Source organism: Vandammella animalimorsus, assembly GCF_002285265.1.
GTDB lineage: Bacteria > Pseudomonadota > Gammaproteobacteria > Burkholderiales > Burkholderiaceae_C > Lampropedia.
Window position 1 is genome coordinate 43,125 of the sequence record NZ_NSJB01000004.1, and the last position, 18,227, is coordinate 61,351.

Here is an 18,227-nt window from a genome sequence, read left to right on the forward strand (position 1 = left end):
GGCTTGCGGCCCGTGGTTTTGCAAGGGGTTACAGAAAAATGCCTGGTCAGGCTGGCCGCTACACTGTGCGCCGCCAGCCCCTGCCCCTGCCTGCCCATGCCTGCCATCTGGGTCATCCTCGTCTCGCTGCTGTATGCCGCCATGCTGTTTGCCGTGGCCTGGCTGGGCGATCGCCATGCCAGCCTGACGCAGCGCGATGGCGTGCGCCCGGTGATCTACAGCCTGGCGCTGGCGGTGTACTGCTCCTCATGGACGTTCTATGGCGCCGTGGGCACGGCCGCGCGCCACGGCCTGGGCTATCTGCCCATTTATCTGGGGCCGATGCTGCTGTTCCTGCTGGGCTGGCGCATGCTGGAGCGCCTGGCGCTGGTGGCCGGTCAGCACAACACCGTCTCCATCGCCGATTTCATCGCCTCGCGCTTTGGCCGCGCGCCGCGCCTGGCGGCGCTGGTGGCGCTGATTGCGCTGATTGCCGCCGTGCCTTACCTGGCCTTGCAGTACCAGGCCGTGGTCACCAGCCTGGGCGTGCTCACCGGGCTGGATGCGCGCGGGCAGCGCTGGGGCGACCCGGCCCTGTACGTGGCGGCCATCATGGCCTTGTTTGCCATTTTGTTCGGCACCCGCCAGGTCGATGCCAGCGAGCATCGCCCAGGCCTGATGCTGGCCGTGGCGCTGGAGTCGGTCATCAAGCTGCTGGCTCTGCTGGCCGTGGGCGTGTTGGCGCTGCGCTGGCTGGGCGCGCAGCCGCACAGCGCCGGCCAGGCCATCGCCCAGCTGATCCAGCGCGGCCCGCCCACCGGCTTTGTCGCCCAGACGCTGCTGGCCTTTGCCGCCATGCTGTGCCTGCCGCGCCAGTTCCACGTGGCCGTGGTGGAGTGCGGCGACGTCGCCGACATCCGCCGCGCGCGCTGGCTGTTTGGCGGCTACCTGCTGCTCATCAGCCTGATGGTGCTGCCCATTGCCGCAGCCGGGCAGGCCCTGTTCCACGCGGCAGGCGCGGTCACGCCCGACAGCTTCGTGCTGGCCCTGCCGCTGTCGCTGGGCCACGAGGCGCTGGCGCTGGTGGCCTACATCGGCGGCTTTTCGGCCGCCACCGGCATGGTCATCGTGGTCAGCGTGGCGCTGTCGAACATGGTCAGCAACGATCTGGTCATGCCCTGGCTGCTGCGCCGCCAGCCGCAGCGCCTGGCCGCAGGCGCGGACACCGCCGCCCTGGTGCTGTGGGTGCGCCGCGCCGCCATCGTGCTGCTGGCGCTGCTGGCCTATGGCTACTCGCGCGGCATGGACGGGCGCATGCCGCTGGCCAGCCTGGGCCTGATGGCCTTTGCCGCCGTGGCCCAGTTTGCCCCGGCGCTGGTGGCCGGGCTGTACTGGCCGGGCGCCAGCCGCCGCGGTGTCGAGGCCGGGCTGCTGGCCGGCTTTGCGCTGTGGGGCTATACGCTGCTGCTGCCCAGCCTGGCCGAGAGCGGCTGGCTGGATACGGCCTGGATCGAGCACGGCCCCTGGGGCCAGCAATGGCTGCGCCCCCACCAGCTGCTGGGCAGCAGCGTCGGCCTGGTGCTGGGCAGCGCCGACTGGGACGCCATCACCCACGGCACCTTCTGGTCGCTGCTGGCCAATGCCGCCACGCTGGTGCTGGTGTCGCTGCGCTGGCGCCCCAGCCTGACCGAGCAGATGCAGGCCCAGCCCTTTTTGGCGCCGCAGCACGCGCCGCGCCCTGGCGCAGGCCAGGCACAGCCGGCCGCCGATCAGCCCGGCGCGCCGCTGCAGGCCAGCCGGCTGCGCGTGCGCGATCTGCAGACCGTGGCCAGCCGCATCGTGGGCCAGCGCACCGCCGAGCGCGCCTTTGCCGAGCACGCGCGCCGCCATGCGCTGACGCTCAGCCCCGAGCTGCGCGCCGATGCCCGCTGGCTGCGCCTGACCGAGCTGCTGCTGGCCGGTGCCGTGGGCGCAGCCTCGGCGCGGCTGCTGCTCACGCGCGCGCTGCAGGGCTCGGGCATGGAGCTGGCAGCCATCGTCTCGGTGCTGGACGAGGCCGGCCAGGAGCTGCGCTTCAATCGCGACATCCTGCTGGCCACGCTGGAGCACATCGACCCTGGCGTGAGCGTGGTCGATGCCGAAATGCGCCTGGTGGCCTGGAACCGGCGCTACCAGCAGCTGTTCAACTACCCGGCCGGGATGCTGTATGTCGGGCGCAGCGTGGCCGATTTGATCGCCCACAACCTGCGCCACGACCCCCTGGGCCTGGCGCGCGAGCCGGCGCAGCATCTGCCCATCGAGGAGCAGGTGCAAAAGCGCATCGCCCTGATGCGCCAGGGGCGCGCCTACACCCTGGTGCGCGAGCTGCGCGACGGGCGCTTCATCGAAATGCGCGGCCACCCACTGCCCAACGGCGGCTACGTCACCAGCTACAGCGACATCAGCGCCTTCAAGCACGCCGAGCGCAAGCTGCGCGACGTCAACGAAACCCTGGAGCAGCGCGTGGCCCAGCGCAGCCGCGAGCTGGCCGCAGCGCACGAATCGCGCTCGCGCTACCTGACGGCCATCAGCCACGACGTGCTGCAGCCCATCCACGCCACAAGGCTGTTCGCCTCCGCGCTGCGCGAGGAGGCGCATCCGGCCCAGATGCGGCAACTGGCCGGGCAGATCGACGCTGCGCTGGGCGCTGCCGAAGACCTGCTCGATGGCGTGCTGGACATCTCGCGCCTGGATGCGGGCGCGCTGCAGCCGGACATCCAGGCCATCGACCTGCACGCCCTGCTGGGCGCGCTGCAGCAGCAATACGCCCCGCTGGCGGCCAAGCGGCAGCTTCAATGGCGGCTGCGCATCAGCGCCCGCCACGGCGCACCGCTTTGGGTGCGCAGCGACGCGCGGCTGCTGCGCCGCGTGCTGCAGAACTTTGCCGCCAACGCGCTGCGCTACACCCAACATGGCGGCGTGCTGATGACGGCCCGCCCGCGCGGCAGCGCGCTGCTGCTGCAGGTGTGGGACACCGGCCCCGGCATCCCGCCAGCGCATCTGGCGCGCATCTACGATGAGTTTCACCGCTACCAGCAGGTCTTCGACTGGGACGGGCGCGGCCTGGGTCTGGGCCTGTCAATCTGCCAGCGCATCGCCCGGCTGCTGCAGCACCCGCTGCAAGCGCGCTCGACCCTGGGGCGCGGCAGCATGTTCGCCATCACCGTGCCGCTGGTCGGCGACGTTGCGGCCCAACGCGGCCTGGGCAACACGAGCGCAGCCCAGCGCAGCGCCAGGCCTGCCCTTGCCACGCCCTTCAACCCCTTGCAGGGCATGCAGGTGCTGTGCCTGGACAACAGCCCGGACATCCTGCAAGGCATGCAGGCCCTGCTGGGCCGCTGGGGCATTGCCGTGCACACGGCGCTCAATCTGCAGCAGGCCCTGGACATTGCCGCAGGCACGGTGCTGGACTGTCTGTTGGTGGACTACCACCTGCACGAACGCCTTGATGGCCTGGCTGCGCTGCAGGCGCTGCACCAGGCCAGGCCCGGCACACCGGGGGCGCTGGTCACGGCCGATGGCAGTGACCAGCTCAAGGCCCGGGCCGCAGCCCATGGCGTGGTGGTGTTGAACAAGCCCATCAAGCCGGCCGCGCTGCGCGCCTTCTTGCTGGCGCAGCGCCGCACGGCTGGCTAAGAGCCTGTTCAAAATCTTTGCACGGCGGTCAAGAGAGCGGATTTGGGCGCTCTGCTGCGTTGCAAAGCCTCGCCATAGCCCCAGCTATGGCTGCGTTTTGCGCCTTGCAGCCCACCCCAAACCGCTTCTTGCCCACTCGCGCCGAGATTTTGAACAGGCTCTGAAAGCCCTGGCCTCTGGCTCAGCGCTCGCTCAGGCCCCAGCGCTGCGCCAAAGTCACGGCCTCGGTGCGGTTGCTGGCGCCGAGCTTGCGCAGAATCGCCGACATATGGGCTTTGACGGTGGCCTCCGACGTGCCCAACTCATGCGCAATCTGCTTGTTCAAGCGGCCAGCGGCGGCCATTTGCAAGACCTTGGTTTGCTGCGGCGTCAGCCCGGCCAGCGCGCTCGGGCCGGGCTGCGCCGCGCCGGGCGCGGCAGCTTGCAGCGCATCAGGCGGGAACCAGGGCTCGCCATCCAAAATGCCTTGCAGCGCCTGCGCCAGCGTGGCCGCATCGGTGGATTTGGGCAGATAGCCCAGCGCGCCCTGCTCCATGGCGCAGCGCATGGTTTGCGCGTCTTCATCGGCCGAAACCACCACCACCGGCAGCTGCGGATGGCGCAGGCGCAGCTGGCGCAGCGCCTCAAAGCCCTGCTGGCCGGGCATGCGCAAGTCCAATAGCAGCAGATCCGCATCGCCGTGCGCCTGGGTTAAGGCATAAAGCTGCTCGGCCGATTCCGCCTCATGGATGCGCGCCTGCGGCCAGATGCGCAGCACCGTGGTGCGCAGGGCGTCACGAAACAGCGGGTGGTCGTCGGCGATCAGCAGCGTGGGCATGGGCAGTCAAGGGGCGTGCATGGTGCCGATCATGATAGAGCGCTTGGCACTGCAGCGGCCTGGGGGCTTTCCCTGCGCAGGGCCCGGCGCGCGATGCTCACGACACGGCGCCGAACAGGTCGTTGAGCGCTTCGGTCATCGACGGATGGGTGTAGATGGCGTCGCGCAGCGCGGTGTAGGGCAGCCCGGCATTGACGGCCATTTGCACGATGTTGATGACTTCGTGCGCCTCGGGGCACAGCAAGGTGCAGCCCAGCACGCGGCCGCTGCCTTCTTCGACCAGGGCTTTGAGAAAGCCCTCGGTCTGCCCCAGGATGCGGGCCTTGGGCACGGCCGCAGCGGGCAGCTTGACGAGCTGGAACTTCAAGCCCTGCTGGCGGGCCTCGCGCTCGCGCAAGCCGATGTGCGCCAGCGGCGGCGAGGTGAAAACACACGTGGCCCATTGCTTGCGCTGCGCGCGCGAGTGGTAGCTGCCGCCGTCGAGCTGGCCGAGCACGATGCGCTGGTCATCCAGCGAGATGAAGGTGAACTGCGGGCCGCCGTTGATATCGCCCAGCGCCCAGATGTGCGGGTGGCTGGCCTGCAATTGCTCGTTGACCTGGATGAAGCCGCGCTCGTCGGTGGCGATGCCGGCGGCGGGCAAATCCAGATCCGCAGCGGTCGAGGCGCGGCCCGTGGCCAGCAGCACGGCCTGGGCCTGCAGCGATTGCTCGGCCCCGTCCTGGCCCTGCCGGTAATGCAGGCGCACGCCACCATCCCCGCCAGCCTGCTCATCCTGCACGCGCAGCACGCGCGCGCCGGTGAGGATGCGCACGCCGCGCTGTTCGAGCTGGGTGCGCAGGGCGGCGGCCACGTCCTCGTCCTCGCGCGGCAAAAAGGTTTCGGCCCCCTCCAGCAGCGTGACCTGGCTGCCGAACTGCGCCAGCATGCTGGCAAATTCGACGCCAATGAAGCCACCTCCGACGATGGCCAGGCTGGCCGGGCGCTCGGGCAGCTCCATCAGCGTGGTGCTGGTGTAGCAGCGCTGCGACTGCGCCAGCCCTTCGATGGGCGGCAGCGCCGGCACAGTGCCAGTGTTGATGTAGATGCGCTCGGCGCGCACCTGGGTCTGGCCGCCATCGGCCAGCTGCACCGCCACGGTATGCGGGTCGATGAAACGGGCCTGGCCGGTCAGCAGCGTCAAGCTGGGGTGGCGCGTGAGCGCCTCCTGGTTCTTGGCGCGCAGCGCGCCCACCAGCTCCTGCTTGGTGGCCAGCGCCTGGGCGTAGGGGTGGCCCAGCTCGGCGCCGTGGATCAGCGTCTTGGTGGGGATACAGGCCACGTTGATGCAGGTGCCGCCATACATGGCGGCGCTGCGCTCGACCAGCACGACCGACTCGCCGCGCGCGGCCAGCTTGCCCGCCAGGGTCTTGCCGCCCTTGCCAAAGCCGATGACCAGGTGTTGGGTGTGTTGCATGTGTGGGTCTTTCATGAAATGGGCCATCAGCCCGCCGTGACGGCCAGGCCCTTGAACTCGCCGCTGGCGATGCGTTTTTGCCATTCGGCCGGGCCGGTGATGTGGGCGCTGGTGCCGCCGGCGTCCACGGCCACGGTCACGGGCATGTCCACCACGTCGAATTCGTAGATGGCTTCCATGCCCAGGTCCTCGAAGCCCACGACCTTGGCGGTCTTGATGGCCTTGCTGACCAGGTAGGCCGCGCCGCCCACGGCCATGAGGTAGGCGCTTTGGTGCTTTTTGATGGCCTCGATGGCGGCCGGGCCGCGCTCGGCCTTGCCGATCATGGCGATCAGGCCGGTTTGCGCCAGCATCATCTCGGTGAACTTGTCCATGCGCGTGGCCGTGGTGGGGCCGGCGGGGCCGACGGCCTCATCGCCCACGGGATCGACCGGGCCGACGTAGTAGATGACGCGGTTGGTGAAGTCCACCGGCAGCGGCTCGCCCTTGGCCAGCATGTCCTGGATGCGCTTGTGCGCGGCGTCGCGGCCGGTGAGCATCTTGCCGCTGAGCAGCAGGGTTTGGCCGGGCTTCCAGCTAGCGACTTGTTCTTTGGTGAGGGTGTTGAGGTCCACGCGCTGGCTTTGCTCGGTGTTGGGCTGCCAGTCCAGCTTGGGCCACAGGTCGATGGAGGGCGGCTCCAGATGCACGGGGCCAGAGCCGTCGAGCACGAAGTGCGCATGGCGCGTGGCGGCGCAGTTGGGGATCATGGCCACGGGCTTGCTGGCCGCATGCGTGGGGTACATGGCGATCTTCACGTCCAGCACGGTGGTCAGCCCGCCCAGGCCCTGCGCGCCAATGCCCAGGGCGTTGACTTTTTCGTACAGCTCCAGGCGCAGCTCCTCGACCTGGGTGAGCTTCTCGCCACGCGCGGCCTTGGCCTGCAGCTCGTACATGTTCAGGTCTTCCATCAGGCTTTGCTTGGCCAGCAGCACGGCTTTTTCGGCCGTGCCGCCAATGCCGATGCCCAGCATGCCCGGCGGGCACCAGCCCGCGCCCATGGTGGGCACGGTTTTGAGCACCCAGTCCACCAGCGAGTCGCTGGGGTTGAGCATGACCATCTTGCTCTTGTTCTCGCTGCCGCCGCCCTTGGCCGCCACCGTGACATCCACTGTGTTGCCGGGCACGATCTCGGTGACGATGACGGCCGGCGTGTTGTCGCGCGTGTTCTTGCGCGCGAAGTGCGGGTCGGCCACGACGGAGGCGCGCAGCGTGTTGTCCGGGTGGTTGTAGCCGCGGCGCACGCCTTCGTTGATGGCGTCTTCCAGGCTGCCGGTAAAGCCTGCCCAGCGCACGTCCATGCCCACTTTCAGAAAGACGTTGACGATGCCCGTGTCCTGGCAGATGGGCCGGTGGCCAAAGGCGGCCATCTTGCTGTTGGTGAGGATTTGCGCCATCGCATCCTTGGCGGCGGGCGATTGCTCGCGCTCGTAGGCGCGCGCCAGGTGCTGGATGTAGTCGGCCGGGTGGTAGTAGCTGATGTATTGCAGCGCGGCGCTGATCGACTCGATCAGCTCGTCTTGGGTGATGGTGGTCATGGCGTGGGGATGATGGTGAAGGTGCCGCAGGCGCGGCCCTTCTGTTGTTGGAATCGGGGCGGCAATTATCGCCGCTGCGCCCCGCCCCCTGCTGCCGCCCTCGGCCCAGCCTCAAGCGCCTTGCACTTCGGCCAATCGCCCGGCCTCGATGCGCACGCGCATGTCGCAGCGCGCGGCCAGCTCCCGGTCGTGCGTGACCATGACCAGGGTCGTGCCGCGCTCCTGATTGAGTTGCAGCATCAGCTCCATCACCGCCTGGCCGGTGGCGAAGTCCAGGCTGCCCGTGGGCTCATCGGCAAACAGCACCTGCGGCTGCACGACGAAGGCGCGCGCCAGCGCCACGCGCTGCTGCTCGCCGCCGGAGAGCACCTTGGGGTAATGCCCCAGGCGCTGGCCCAGGCCGACGCGCTCGAGCATCTGCGCCGCCAACTGGCGCGCGCCGCGCTGCCCGGCCAGCTCCAGCGGCAGCATGACGTTCTCCAGCGCGGTGAGGCTGCCCAGCAGCTGAAAGTTCTGGAACACAAAGCCGGTCTTGCGCGCGCGCAGCGCGGCGCGGGCATCCTCATCCAGGGCAAAAATGTCCTGCCCATCGAGCCAGACGCTGCCGCGGCTGGGCGTGTCCAGCCCGGCCAGGATCGACAGCAGCGTGCTCTTGCCCGAGCCGGACGCGCCCACAATGGCCACGCTCTTGCGCGCCGGGATGCGCAGCCCGATGCCTTGCAGGATGTGCAGCGTGCCGCTGGAGTCCTGCACGGTCTTGTCCAGATGTTCCACCATAATCATCGGCACGGTCGCCGCCGGCCCTGCCGCCACTGCGGGGGGCGCTGCGGCGCTGGTTTCTTCGGAGTTCATGAGGCAATGCATAGGGAAATGCTGAATCGGTTGGGGCGCTGGGCCATGGCGGGGCGGGGCCGCGCCGCCCAAGGGCTGGGCGCGTGGTTGCGCTGCGCGGGCGCATGGTTTTGGCCTCTGCCCTGGCCTGGCAGCGCGCAGCGGCATGACTGTAGCGCCAAGCCGGGGGCGCCGGCCCCAGCGCGGGGGCGCAGGCTGCTGGCGCTGCTGGCGGCGCTGGCGCTGCTGCCCGGCCCGCTGACCGCACAGGAGGGGCCGGCCGCCAGCGCCGCGCCGCAGCCAATACGGCTGCTGGTCGTGGGCGATTCCATCAGCGCCGAGTACGGCCTGGCGCGCGGCCAGGGCTGGGTGCAGCTGCTCAGCGCCCGGCTGGCGCAGCGCCAGCCGCCCATCGAGGTCATCAACGCCAGCATCAGCGGCGAAACCACTGCCGGCGGCCGCGCGCGGCTGGCGGCGCTGCTGCAGGCGCATGCGCCGCAGTACCTGCTCATCGCCCTGGGCGGCAACGATGCGCTGCGCGGCCTGCCGCTGCAGAGCACGCGCGAGAACCTGACGGCCATGCTCGATGCCGCGCGCCAGGCCCAGGCGCGCGCGCTGCTGGTGGGCATTCAGGTGCCGCCCAACTACGGCGCGCGCTACAGCCAGGAGCTGGAGACGATGTTCGGCGAGCTGGGCAAGGCCCATGCCGTGCCGCTGGTGCCCTTCATGCTGCAGGCCATTGCCGAGCCGGCCGACCTGGAAAAATACTTCCAGGCCGACCGCATCCACCCCAACGCCGCCGCGCAGCCGCTGATCCTGCAAACCATCTGGCCCGCGCTGCAAAGCCTGCTGCCGCCGCAATGAGCCCCGCCGCCTTTGCGCTGCTGGACGATTGCCAGGCCCACCCCGGCCAGCCCAGCAGCCGCCTCTACCAACACTGGCACAGCCGCCTGATCTGCACCGATGCCGCCACGCTCGATGCCTGGGAGCAGCAGCTGCACCAGGCCCTGGCCGCGGACCTGCACGCCATCGTGCTGGCCGACTACGAATGGGGCCTGCAGCTGCAGGGCCTGCCGCACACCCCGCCCGAGGGCGCGCCAGCGCCCAGCCTGCGCGCCGAGCTGTTTGGCCACATGCAGCGGCTGGACAGGCAGCAGGTCGATGCCTGGCTGGCGGCCCAATGCCGCAGCCACGCCCAGCGCACTGACCAGGTCAGCGCCCAGGCGCCCGGCACTCCCGGCGAGCCCGACGCCGGCCTGCTGGCCTGGCACGCCAGCCTGGACGCCCAGGCCTTCGCGCAGCGCATCGCCCGCATCCACCAGGCCATTGCCCGCGGCGACACCTACCAGATCAACTTCACCTTTGCGCTGCACGGGCGCAGCTGGGGCCAGCCGCTGGCCTTGTACCAGCGGCTGCGCGCGCGCCAGCCCTCGCGCTACGGCGCCTTGCTGCATCTGCCCGCCGATGGCCCTGGCAACGCCAATGACGTCAATGACGTCAATGACGCCGATGACGCCCAGGCGCCTGGGCAATGGGTGCTGTCGCTCTCGCCCGAGCTGTTCCTGCGCTGCCAGGGCGGCCACATCCAGGCCCAGCCCATGAAGGGCACGGCCGCCGCCCCGGCGGGCGATGATCCTGCGCAGCTGCAGGCCGCTGCCCAGCGGCTGAGCCAGGACGCCAAGAGCCGCGCCGAGAACATCATGATCGTGGACCTGCTGCGCAACGACCTGGGCCGCATCGCCCAGACCGGCAGCGTGCAGGTGCCGGCGCTGTTCGAGGTGCAGCGCAACGGCCGCGTGCTGGGCATGACCAGCACCGTCAGCGCCCGGCTGCGCCGCGGCGTGGGCCTGGCGCAGGTGCTGCGCGCCAGCTTTCCCTGCGGCTCCATCACCGGCGCGCCCAAGCGCAAGGCCATGCAGTACATCGACGAGCTGGAACGCACCAGCCCGCCCACGCCGCGCGGCCTGTACACCGGCGCGCTGGGCTGGGTCGAGCGCCCGGCCCAGGCCGCGCCCGACGCCAACGCCAACGCCAACGCCAACGCCAACGCCAACGCCAACGCCAACGCAGGCGAAGGCACAGGCGCAGAACAGAGCCAGAGCGATGCGCCGGCGCTGGACTTCTGCCTGTCCATTCCCATCCGCACCTTGCTACTGCACGGCCCTGCCGGCACAGGCCCGGCCCTGCCCAGCCACCATGCGCGGCTGCACGTGGGCGCGGGCATCGTCTGGGACAGCCAGGCCGAACAGGAATGGCAGGAGTGCCAGCTCAAGGCCGGCTTTGCCGTGCAGGACATGGCCGGCCTGGCCCTGTTCGAGACCATGCTGCTGCCCGCCCGCGCCAGCCTGCCCCAGCACTGGGCGCTGCACTGCGCGCGCCTGCAGCGCAGCGCCCAGGCCCTGGGCTTTGCCAGCGATGCGCCAGGCTGGCAGGCGCGGCTGCAGGCCTACATCGCGCAGCAGCGCCCCGGCGCCGCGCCCGGCCCCTGGCGGCTGCGCCTGACGCTGCACCAGGGCGGGCAGCTGGACATCGAGCACACCGTGCTGGCCGGGCCCGAGGCCCAGCTGGCCCAGCCCGTGGGCTTGCTGCTCAGCCCCCAGCACAGCCGCGTGCCGACCTGGCTGCGCCAGCACAAGACCACGCTGCGCCAGGATTACGACGCTGCGCTGCGCCAGGCCATGGCCCAGGGCGCGTTCGACTGCCTGTTCTTCAACGAACAAGGCCTGCTGACCGAGGGCGCGCGCAGCAACGTCTTCGTGCAGCTGGACGACGCCCCTGATGCGCCCTGGCTGACGCCGCCCGTCAGCGATGGCCTGCTGCCCGGCATCCAACGCCAGCTGCTGCTCAACAGCCCCGAATGGCATTGCCAGGAGCGCAGCATCCACCGCCAGGAGCTGCTGGCGGCCAAGCGGGTGATGGTGTGCAATGCGCTGCGCGGCATCCTGCAGGCCCAGGTGCTGCCGCCGCAGGGCGCAGCGCCCGCGCAACAGACCTCGGGCTGAAGAGCCGGGGCACTCACAAATCAATTGCATGTTGATACACTCATTGCGCCAGCGCGCATGGCGCTGCCCGTCCACACATTCCCGGGAGGAGATCCGCATGCACCAGCCCCGCCTTTCCCTGCTCGCCTGCCTGGCCGCTGCCAGTGTCTTGTTCAGCGCCTGCGGCGGCGGCAATGATGAGCCCAGCCCGCCCCAGCAGCCTGGGCCGGGCCACTCCGGTCCGCCGCCGGTCATCATCAAGCCGCCCATGACTGGCCCTATGCTGCCTGCGCCCCGCCCCAATCCACCCAGCACTGTCCCACAGCAGCCCGGCGGCAGCCTGCAATTGCCCGAAGGCGTAACGCTGCGCGGCCAGCCCATCTCCAGCGAGCGCGACTACAACGACCTGAGCACGCACACGCTGGTGCCGCTGTCCATCACCTTCGCCAACGACAGCCACGAAACCCGGCAGGTGACTATTCCCTCCTGCTTCGTCTTTCTCTCCAGCCAGCAAAGCTACCAGGACGGCCTGAACCTGCAAACCCGCGTCGTCACACTGGCGCCGCGCAGCACCCAGACCGTGCTGCTGGGCACCTACTGCCTGAACCTGTACCGCTACGCCCCGCCGCCAGGCATCCCCTACAGCCCGGACAGCGTCACTCAGGGCGCAGAACTGCTGCGCGTGTGCCAGGCAGTGAACAACCGCCGCACCCCGCTGGATGCGGCGCAAATGATCCGCGTGCAGCAAATCCTCTGGAACATCACCGACCGCAACGGCATGACCGAGGACGACAAGGCCTGGCTGAACGCGCTGTAAAAGGCGCTGGAGTGCTGTTCACAATCTCAGCCCTATGGGCACAAACTGTTTGGGGTGGACTGCAAGGCAGGCCACCCCTTTTTGTGCATACCGCGCGGCCATAGCGCCACTTGTGGTCCGCGCGCTGCAACGCGCCGCCCAGATTGCGCAGTGCAGCGGCTTTGAACAGCCGTCCGGCAATCAGGCCGCGCCCGTTACCGGCCCGGCGGCGTCATCGCCCTGCTGCCCGGGCTGCGCATGCAGGCGCGCATACAGCCCCCCGGCAGCCAGCAGCTGACTGTGGCTGCCTTGCTCGACGATGCGGCCCTGCTCCATGACGACGATGCGGTCGGCGTGCTCGATGGTGGCCAAGCGGTGCGCGATGACCAGCGTCGTGCGCCCCTGCATCAGCCGCTGCAGAGCCTGCTGCACCAGGCGCTCGGACTGGGTATCCAGCGCCGAGGTGGCCTCATCGAGAATCAGCACCGGCGCATCTTTGTAAAGCGCCCGGGCAATGGCCAGGCGCTGGCGCTGGCCGCCCGAGAGCTGCGAGGCGTTGTGGCCCACGATGGTGTCGATGCCCTGCGGCAGGCTGGCGACGAACTCGCCCAGATTGGCCGCTTCCAGGCAGGCCTGCACGCGCGCCGGATCAGGCTGGCTGCCCAGGGCCACGTTCTCGGCCAGACTGACGTGCAGCATGACCACGTCCTGGCTGACGACGGCAAACTGGCGCCGCAGGTCTTCCAGATGCCAATCGGGCAGGGCGTGGCCGTCGAGCAGGATGCGACCGGCCGTGGGTTCGATAAAGCGCGGCAGCAGATTGACCAGCGTCGTCTTGCCCGCCCCCGAAGGACCGACCAGGGCCACGACCTGCCCGGCCGGGATGTGCAGGCTCACGCCATCGAGCGCCGGCTGCGCCTGGGCAGGGAACTGCACGCCCACGTCCTGCAACACCAGCTCGCCACGGGCACGCTCAGCGCGGTGCTGGCCGCTGAGCTCCTGCTGGGCCTGATCGAGCAGGCTCAAGCCACGCTCGAGCGCCGCCACGCCGCGCGTGAGGGGATTGGCCACATCGGTCAGACGGCGCATGGGCGCCACCAGCAACAGCATGGCCGTGGCAAAGGCGGTGAAGTCACCCACCGTCCAGTTGACCTGGCCGCTGCGGTTTTGCCACAGGGCAATGCAAATGACGATGGACAGCGAAATGGCCGCCAGGATTTGCGTGGTCGGCGTCATGGCCGCAGAGGCGATGGTGCTTTTCACGGCCAGGCCTTCGAGCCTGCGGCTCAGGCCGGCAAAGCGCTGGTTTTGCTGCTGCTGCGCGCCGTGCAGGCGCACCATGCGGTGCGCCAGGGCGTTTTCCTCCACCACATAGGCCAGCTCATCGGTGGCCTGCTGGCTGAGCTTGGTGACTTTGTAGAGCCGGCGCGAGAGCTGCTTCATGACCCAGGCGATGGCTGGCACCATGACGAACACGATGCAGGTCAGCTGCCAGTTGCGGTAGAGCAAAAAGCCCACCAGCGCCAGCAGCGTGAAGCCATCGCGCGACACCCCCAGCAGCGCCTGCACCAGCTGCTGCGCGCCCAGCTGGGTCTCATAGACGATGGTGTTGGCCAGCTTGCTGGCCGAGTGGTCGCGGTACAGCCCCATGTCGGCGCGCATGATGCACTCGAACAGCAGCGTGCGGATGCGAAACATGCCGTTGTTGGTGATGCGCGCCAGCGAATACTGGCCGATGAACTGGGCCATGCCGCGCATCAGGAAGATGCCCACCATGACGAGCGGAATCCACCACAGCGCAAGGCTACTTTCTGTAAAACCCTTATCCAAAATCCGCCCCATCTCCTGCGCCATCAGCGGCTCGGTGATCGCGGCAATGGCCGAGGCCAGCACCGCCAGGGCCCAGGCCCAGCGGTGTTTGGCAAAGTACGGGGTCAGGCGCTTGAGCCGCTGCCACAGCGGCGGCAAGGCCACATCGGCGGCGGCAGTGGGCAAGTCCGAAGCGGCAGGCGGCGGGGCCGCAGAGGGGGAGGAACGCATAGGGCGGCGATTTTACGGGCCGCGCAGCGGCAGCCGCGCGCACCCTGTCACGGGCCAGGCCCACCACGCTGGCTGAGCAAAATCCGCGCGCGCCCATTCGGGAAAGGCGCGTGCTCTGTGGCTTTACGGCACAATCGGCCTGCTTTTACTCTCAGCAGGGGCTGCCCAGGGATGCTGTGCACGGAGGCCAACAGCGCGCTGGCGTAGCCATCCACGCCAGCATTGCCCCCGAAGCCACAGTCAGGATTTGGCCAGCCCCCGCAGCGTCAGTGTCAAAACGGAAAACAGCATGAGGAAGTTTGATTTGCCAGGGCCAGCAGGCCGCCGGTTGCAGCCCGTGGTGGGCACAGGCGCATCGCGCCGCCAGGCGCTGGCCGCCCTGCTGGCCGCCAGCGCCGCCCCGCAATTGCTGGCCCAGCAAGGCCCGCGGGTAGACATCAGCGGTCGCAACCGCCAATACCCCATTGCCATCGCCAGCTTCCGAGGCGAAGCGCAGGCGCCGCAACGCGTGGCCGAAATCGTGCGCGCGGATCTGGAGCGCAGCGGTTTTTTCCGCAGCATTGATGCCTCCGGCCAAGCGCTGGACGAGCTCTCTCGCCCTGACATGAACGCCTGGCGCGAGCGCGCCGCTGGCTGGCTCAGCGCCGGCAGCGTCAACCGTCAGGCCGATGGCCGCTTCGATGTGCGCTTTCGCCTCTGGGACGTGGTGCGCGGCGAAGACCTGGGCGGGCAAAGCTACGTTGTGCCCCCTGCCGACCTGCGCCTGGCAGCGCACCGCATCGCCGACTTCATCTACGAGAAGATCACCGGCAAGCCCGGCATTTTCTCGACCCGCATTGCCTACGTCACCAAAGCCGGGCGCTACTCGCTGTGGGTGGCCGACTCCGACGGCGAAAACGCCCAGGCGGCCCTGACCAGCCCCGAGCCCATCATCTCGCCAGCCTGGTCGCCCGACGGTCGGCAGCTGGCCTATGTGTCGTTCGAGTCGCGCAAGCCGGTCGTTTACACGCACGACGTGGCCAGCGGCCGCCGGCGCCTGCTGGCCAACTTCCGCGGCTCCAACAGCGCCCCCACCTGGTCGCCCGATGGCAGCCGGCTGGCCGTGACGCTCACGCGCGATGGCGGCTCGCAGCTCTACACCATCAGCGCCAGCGGCGGCGAGCCCAGCCGCATCATGCAAAGCGCCGGCATCGATACCGAACCGGATTTCTCCTCTGACGGGCAGTTCATTTACTTCGTCAGCGACCGCGGCGGCTCGCCCCAGATCTACCGCGTGGGCAGCCGCGGCGGTGCAGCCCAGCGCGTGACCTTCAGCGGCAGCTACAACATCTCGCCCTCGATCAGCCCCGATGGCAAGTACCTGGCCTTCATCTCGCGCACCGGCGGCGGCTACCGCCTGCACGTCATGGACCTGGCCGGCGGCGGCGTGCAAGCCGTCACCGACACCAACGCCGACGAAAGCCCCAGCTTCTCCCCCAACAGCGAGCTGCTGCTGTACGCCACCCGCCAGGGCGGCGCCAGCGCGCTGATGACCTGCACGGTCGACGGCAGCGTCAAGGTGCGCCTGGCCGCCAAGGGCGGCGAAATCCGCGAGCCGGCCTGGGGGCCTCTGCTGCGCTGACATTGCGCCCAACGCTGAAAACAACCACACACGCCTGGCCACCGCCTGCCGGCGCCCCTGAACGATGCAAACTTTCGGCGCACACGCGCTTTCTTGAGGAGTGAAACCATGCTGACAATCAAAAAAACCCTTTCCTATGGCGCACTGGCAGCGGCCATCGCCCTGACAGGCTGCAGTTCCAAGACCAAGCTGGATGACCAGGCCAATGCCGGCACGGGCGTGCCCACCACCAGCGGCCAGTACGACCCCAACCAAGGCAGCCAAAGCCGCATCGAGGGGCTGGACATCCCTGTCTCCTCGGTGCCCGGCGAAGGCCCGGTCAATGTCTCGCACGTCATCTACTTCGACTTCGACAGCTACACCGTCAAGCCCGAATACCAATCGACGCTGCAGGCCCATGCCGACTTCCTGCGCGCCCAGGGCGGCATGAGCGTGGCCCTGGAAGGCCACACCGACGAGCGCGGCGGCCGCGAATACAACCTGGCGCTGGGCCAGCGCCGCGCCGAGGCCGTGCTGCAGACTCTGGGCGTGCTGGGCGTGCCCACGGCCCGCGTCGAGGCCGTCAGCTACGGCAAGGAAAAGCCCAAGGCCATGGGCCACAGCGAGGAAGCCCACGCCGAGAACCGCCGCGTAGAGATTCGCTACAACAAGTGAGCCTGCCATGACCCAAGGACGACCCGTGCTCCCATTCCCGAGCGCTGGCCAACGCGCCAGCGCCCCGGCGCGCGCGCGGCGCTGGAGCGCCGCCGCAGCGCGCGCGGCCGGCCTGGCTGGCGCAGCGGCGCTGCTGCTGCCTGGCGCCGCCCACGCCCTGTTCGAGGACGGCGACGCCCGGCGGGCCATCCTGGATTTGCGCAGCCGGGTCGAGCAACTGCAGCTGGTGGACCAGAACACCAGCTCGGAGATCCAGCAGCTGCGCTCCAGCCTGCTGGAGCTGCAGGGCCAGATCAGCACGCTGCGCAATGAAATCGCATCCTTGCGCGGCCAGAACGAAGAGCTGGGGCAAAGCCTGCAGCAGGCCCAGGCGCGGCTCAAGCAGTTCGAGCCGCGCCCGGTGCAGATCGACGGCGGCAGCTTCCAGGCCCAGCCGGCCGAGCAACAGGCCTTCGAGGCCGCGCTGGACTTGCTGCGCAAGGGCCAGTACGCCAACGCACGCGATGCCTTCAGCCAGTTCATCGGCCAGTACCCGGGCAGCGGCTACCTGCCATCGGCCCAGTTCTGGCTGGGCAACTCGCTGTACGCCACGCGCGAATACCAGCGCGCCATCGACACCTTCAACGCCATGCTCAGGCAAGCGCCGCAGCATGAGCGCGCGCCCGATGCCGCACTGGCCATCGCCAACTCGCAGATCGAGCTCAAGAACGTCGCCGCCGCACGCAAGACGCTGCAGAACCTGGTGGCCACCTACCCGGACTCCAACGCTGCCAGCGATGCCAAGGAGCGCCTGGCGCGCCTGCGTTAAGAGCCGGCTTCAGAGCCCTCGCGCGCGCGGCCCTGCCGCGCGTTGTTTTTTCCCGCCCCGCCCGCCTGTGCCTTTGCCCTCTTCCAAGACCTCCAACCCCGCCAGCGCCCAGCCCGACCTGGCGCGCCGCTTTGGCGGCATGCAGCGCCTGTATGGGCTGGACGGCGCTGCGCGCCTGGCCGGCGCCCACGTCGCCATCGTGGGCATTGGCGGCGTGGGCTCCTGGGCCGCCGAGACCCTGGCGCGCAGCGGCGTGGGCCAGCTCACGCTGATCGACCTGGACAACGTGGCCGAGTCCAACATCAACCGCCAGGTGCACGCCCTGAGCGACACCATCGGCCAGCCCAAGGTGCTGGCCATGCAGGCGCGCATCGCGCAGATCAACCCGGCCTGCCAGGTGCACGGCATCGAGGACTTCCTCAGCGCCGACAACGCCCACCTGCTGCTGGGCGCGGCCGACCTGGATGCGGCCATCGACGCCTGCGACCAGATCGGCGCCAAGGCCGCCGTGGCCTGCCACATGCGCCAGCGCCAGCTGCCCTTCATCGTCGTGGGCGCGGCGGGCGGGCGCGTGCAGGCCCAGCAGGTGGAGGTCGATGACCTGGGCCGGCTGACGCACGACCCGCTGCTGGCGCGCCTGCGCCAGCAGCTGCGCAAGCGCCACGGATTTGCCGCCGCCGGCCAGCGCATGCAGGTGCCTTGCGTTTTCAGCCGCGAGCCCGTGCGCCGCGCCGATGCCAGCTGCGGCCTGCAGCAAGAAGGCTCGCTCAACTGCGCCGGCTACGGCTCCTCCATGGCCGTCACCGCCACCTTCGGCGCCGTGGCCGCTGGCTGGGTCATGAATGCCCTGGCGCAGACAGAAAAAAATAAAAATTGCACGCAACAAGCCAAACCGTCAAAAAACTCATGCTAGAATCGCGGCTTTCGCATCGCATGCTTCTTCAGATGCTGAAGAAGATACCCAAGGCACTCAAACGCCGCTGTGTATCTGG

13 protein-coding genes are annotated in these 18,227 nt (G+C 69.2%); 8 read left to right on the forward strand and 5 right to left on the reverse strand.

Translation table 11 applies throughout. The features are described from left to right. The first annotated feature begins 96 nt into the window (after window positions 1-96). Window positions 97-3,654: a hybrid sensor histidine kinase/response regulator gene (locus CK625_RS07835; RefSeq protein WP_095539760.1), complete on the forward strand. Its 3,558-nt coding sequence runs from the start codon at window positions 97-99 to the stop codon at window positions 3,652-3,654. 181 nt (window positions 3,655-3,835) lie between these two features. On the opposite strand, the gene CK625_RS07840 is transcribed toward CK625_RS07835, so the two are convergent. The 4 genes from CK625_RS07840 to CK625_RS07855 form a co-directional block, all read right to left on the reverse strand. Next, window positions 3,836-4,471, reverse strand: a complete 636-nt coding sequence (locus CK625_RS07840; protein WP_095539761.1) for a response regulator transcription factor — start codon at window positions 4,469-4,471, stop codon at window positions 3,836-3,838. Window positions 4,472-4,568: 97 nt separating this feature from the next. Continuing rightward, window positions 4,569-5,927 (reverse strand): FAD-dependent oxidoreductase, encoded by a 1,359-nt coding sequence (locus tag CK625_RS07845; protein WP_095539856.1) that lies wholly within the window; start codon window positions 5,925-5,927, stop codon window positions 4,569-4,571. Between the two features lie 26 nt (window positions 5,928-5,953). After that, window positions 5,954-7,504, reverse strand: coding sequence for a fumarate hydratase (locus CK625_RS07850; RefSeq protein ID WP_095539762.1), 1,551 nt, complete (start codon window positions 7,502-7,504; stop codon window positions 5,954-5,956). Between the two features lie 111 nt (window positions 7,505-7,615). After that, window positions 7,616-8,287 carry an ABC transporter ATP-binding protein gene (locus tag CK625_RS07855; RefSeq protein ID WP_238945578.1) on the reverse strand — a complete coding sequence of 224 codons (672 nt, stop codon included), beginning with the start codon at window positions 8,285-8,287 and terminating at the stop codon, window positions 7,616-7,618. Between the two features lie 87 nt (window positions 8,288-8,374). Here CK625_RS07855 and CK625_RS07860 point away from each other — a divergent pair, with 87 nt between their 5' ends. The 3 genes from CK625_RS07860 (at window position 8,375) to CK625_RS07870 (ending at window position 12,133) form a co-directional block, all read left to right on the forward strand. Then, window positions 8,375-9,199, forward strand: a complete 825-nt coding sequence (locus CK625_RS07860; protein WP_238945571.1) for an arylesterase — start codon at window positions 8,375-8,377, stop codon at window positions 9,197-9,199. Then, window positions 9,196-11,337 carry a bifunctional chorismate-binding protein/class IV aminotransferase gene (locus CK625_RS07865; RefSeq protein ID WP_095539764.1) on the forward strand — a complete coding sequence of 714 codons (2,142 nt, stop codon included), beginning with the start codon at window positions 9,196-9,198 and terminating at the stop codon, window positions 11,335-11,337. The genes CK625_RS07860 and CK625_RS07865 overlap by 4 nt, the downstream gene beginning before the upstream one ends. A 97-nt stretch (window positions 11,338-11,434) precedes the next feature. Next, window positions 11,435-12,133: a hypothetical protein gene (locus tag CK625_RS07870; RefSeq protein ID WP_095539765.1), complete on the forward strand. Its 699-nt coding sequence runs from the start codon at window positions 11,435-11,437 to the stop codon at window positions 12,131-12,133. Window positions 12,134-12,313: 180 nt separating this feature from the next. On the opposite strand, the gene msbA is transcribed toward CK625_RS07870, so the two are convergent. After that, window positions 12,314-14,152 carry a lipid A export permease/ATP-binding protein MsbA gene (msbA, locus tag CK625_RS07875; RefSeq protein WP_095539766.1) on the reverse strand — a complete coding sequence of 613 codons (1,839 nt, stop codon included), beginning with the start codon at window positions 14,150-14,152 and terminating at the stop codon, window positions 12,314-12,316. Window positions 14,153-14,441: 289 nt separating this feature from the next. Between msbA and tolB the strand changes: the two genes are divergently transcribed. The 4 genes from tolB (at window position 14,442) to CK625_RS07895 (ending at window position 18,148) form a co-directional block, all read left to right on the forward strand. Further along, window positions 14,442-15,773 (forward strand): Tol-Pal system beta propeller repeat protein TolB, encoded by a 1,332-nt coding sequence (gene tolB, locus CK625_RS07880; protein ID WP_095539858.1) that lies wholly within the window; start codon window positions 14,442-14,444, stop codon window positions 15,771-15,773. A gap of 108 nt (window positions 15,774-15,881) precedes the next feature. Beyond that, window positions 15,882-16,427, forward strand: coding sequence for a peptidoglycan-associated lipoprotein Pal (pal, locus tag CK625_RS07885; RefSeq protein ID WP_095539767.1), 546 nt, complete (start codon window positions 15,882-15,884; stop codon window positions 16,425-16,427). Window positions 16,428-16,434: 7 nt separating this feature from the next. Then, entirely contained in the window at window positions 16,435-17,235 is an 801-nt protein-coding gene (ybgF, locus tag CK625_RS07890) for a tol-pal system protein YbgF (protein WP_095539768.1), read from the forward strand. A gap of 139 nt (window positions 17,236-17,374) precedes the next feature. Further along, on the forward strand, window positions 17,375-18,148 hold the full coding sequence (locus tag CK625_RS07895) for a tRNA threonylcarbamoyladenosine dehydratase (RefSeq protein ID WP_238945579.1): 774 nt from the start codon (window positions 17,375-17,377) through the stop codon (window positions 18,146-18,148). The last annotated feature ends 79 nt before the right edge of the window (window positions 18,149-18,227 follow it).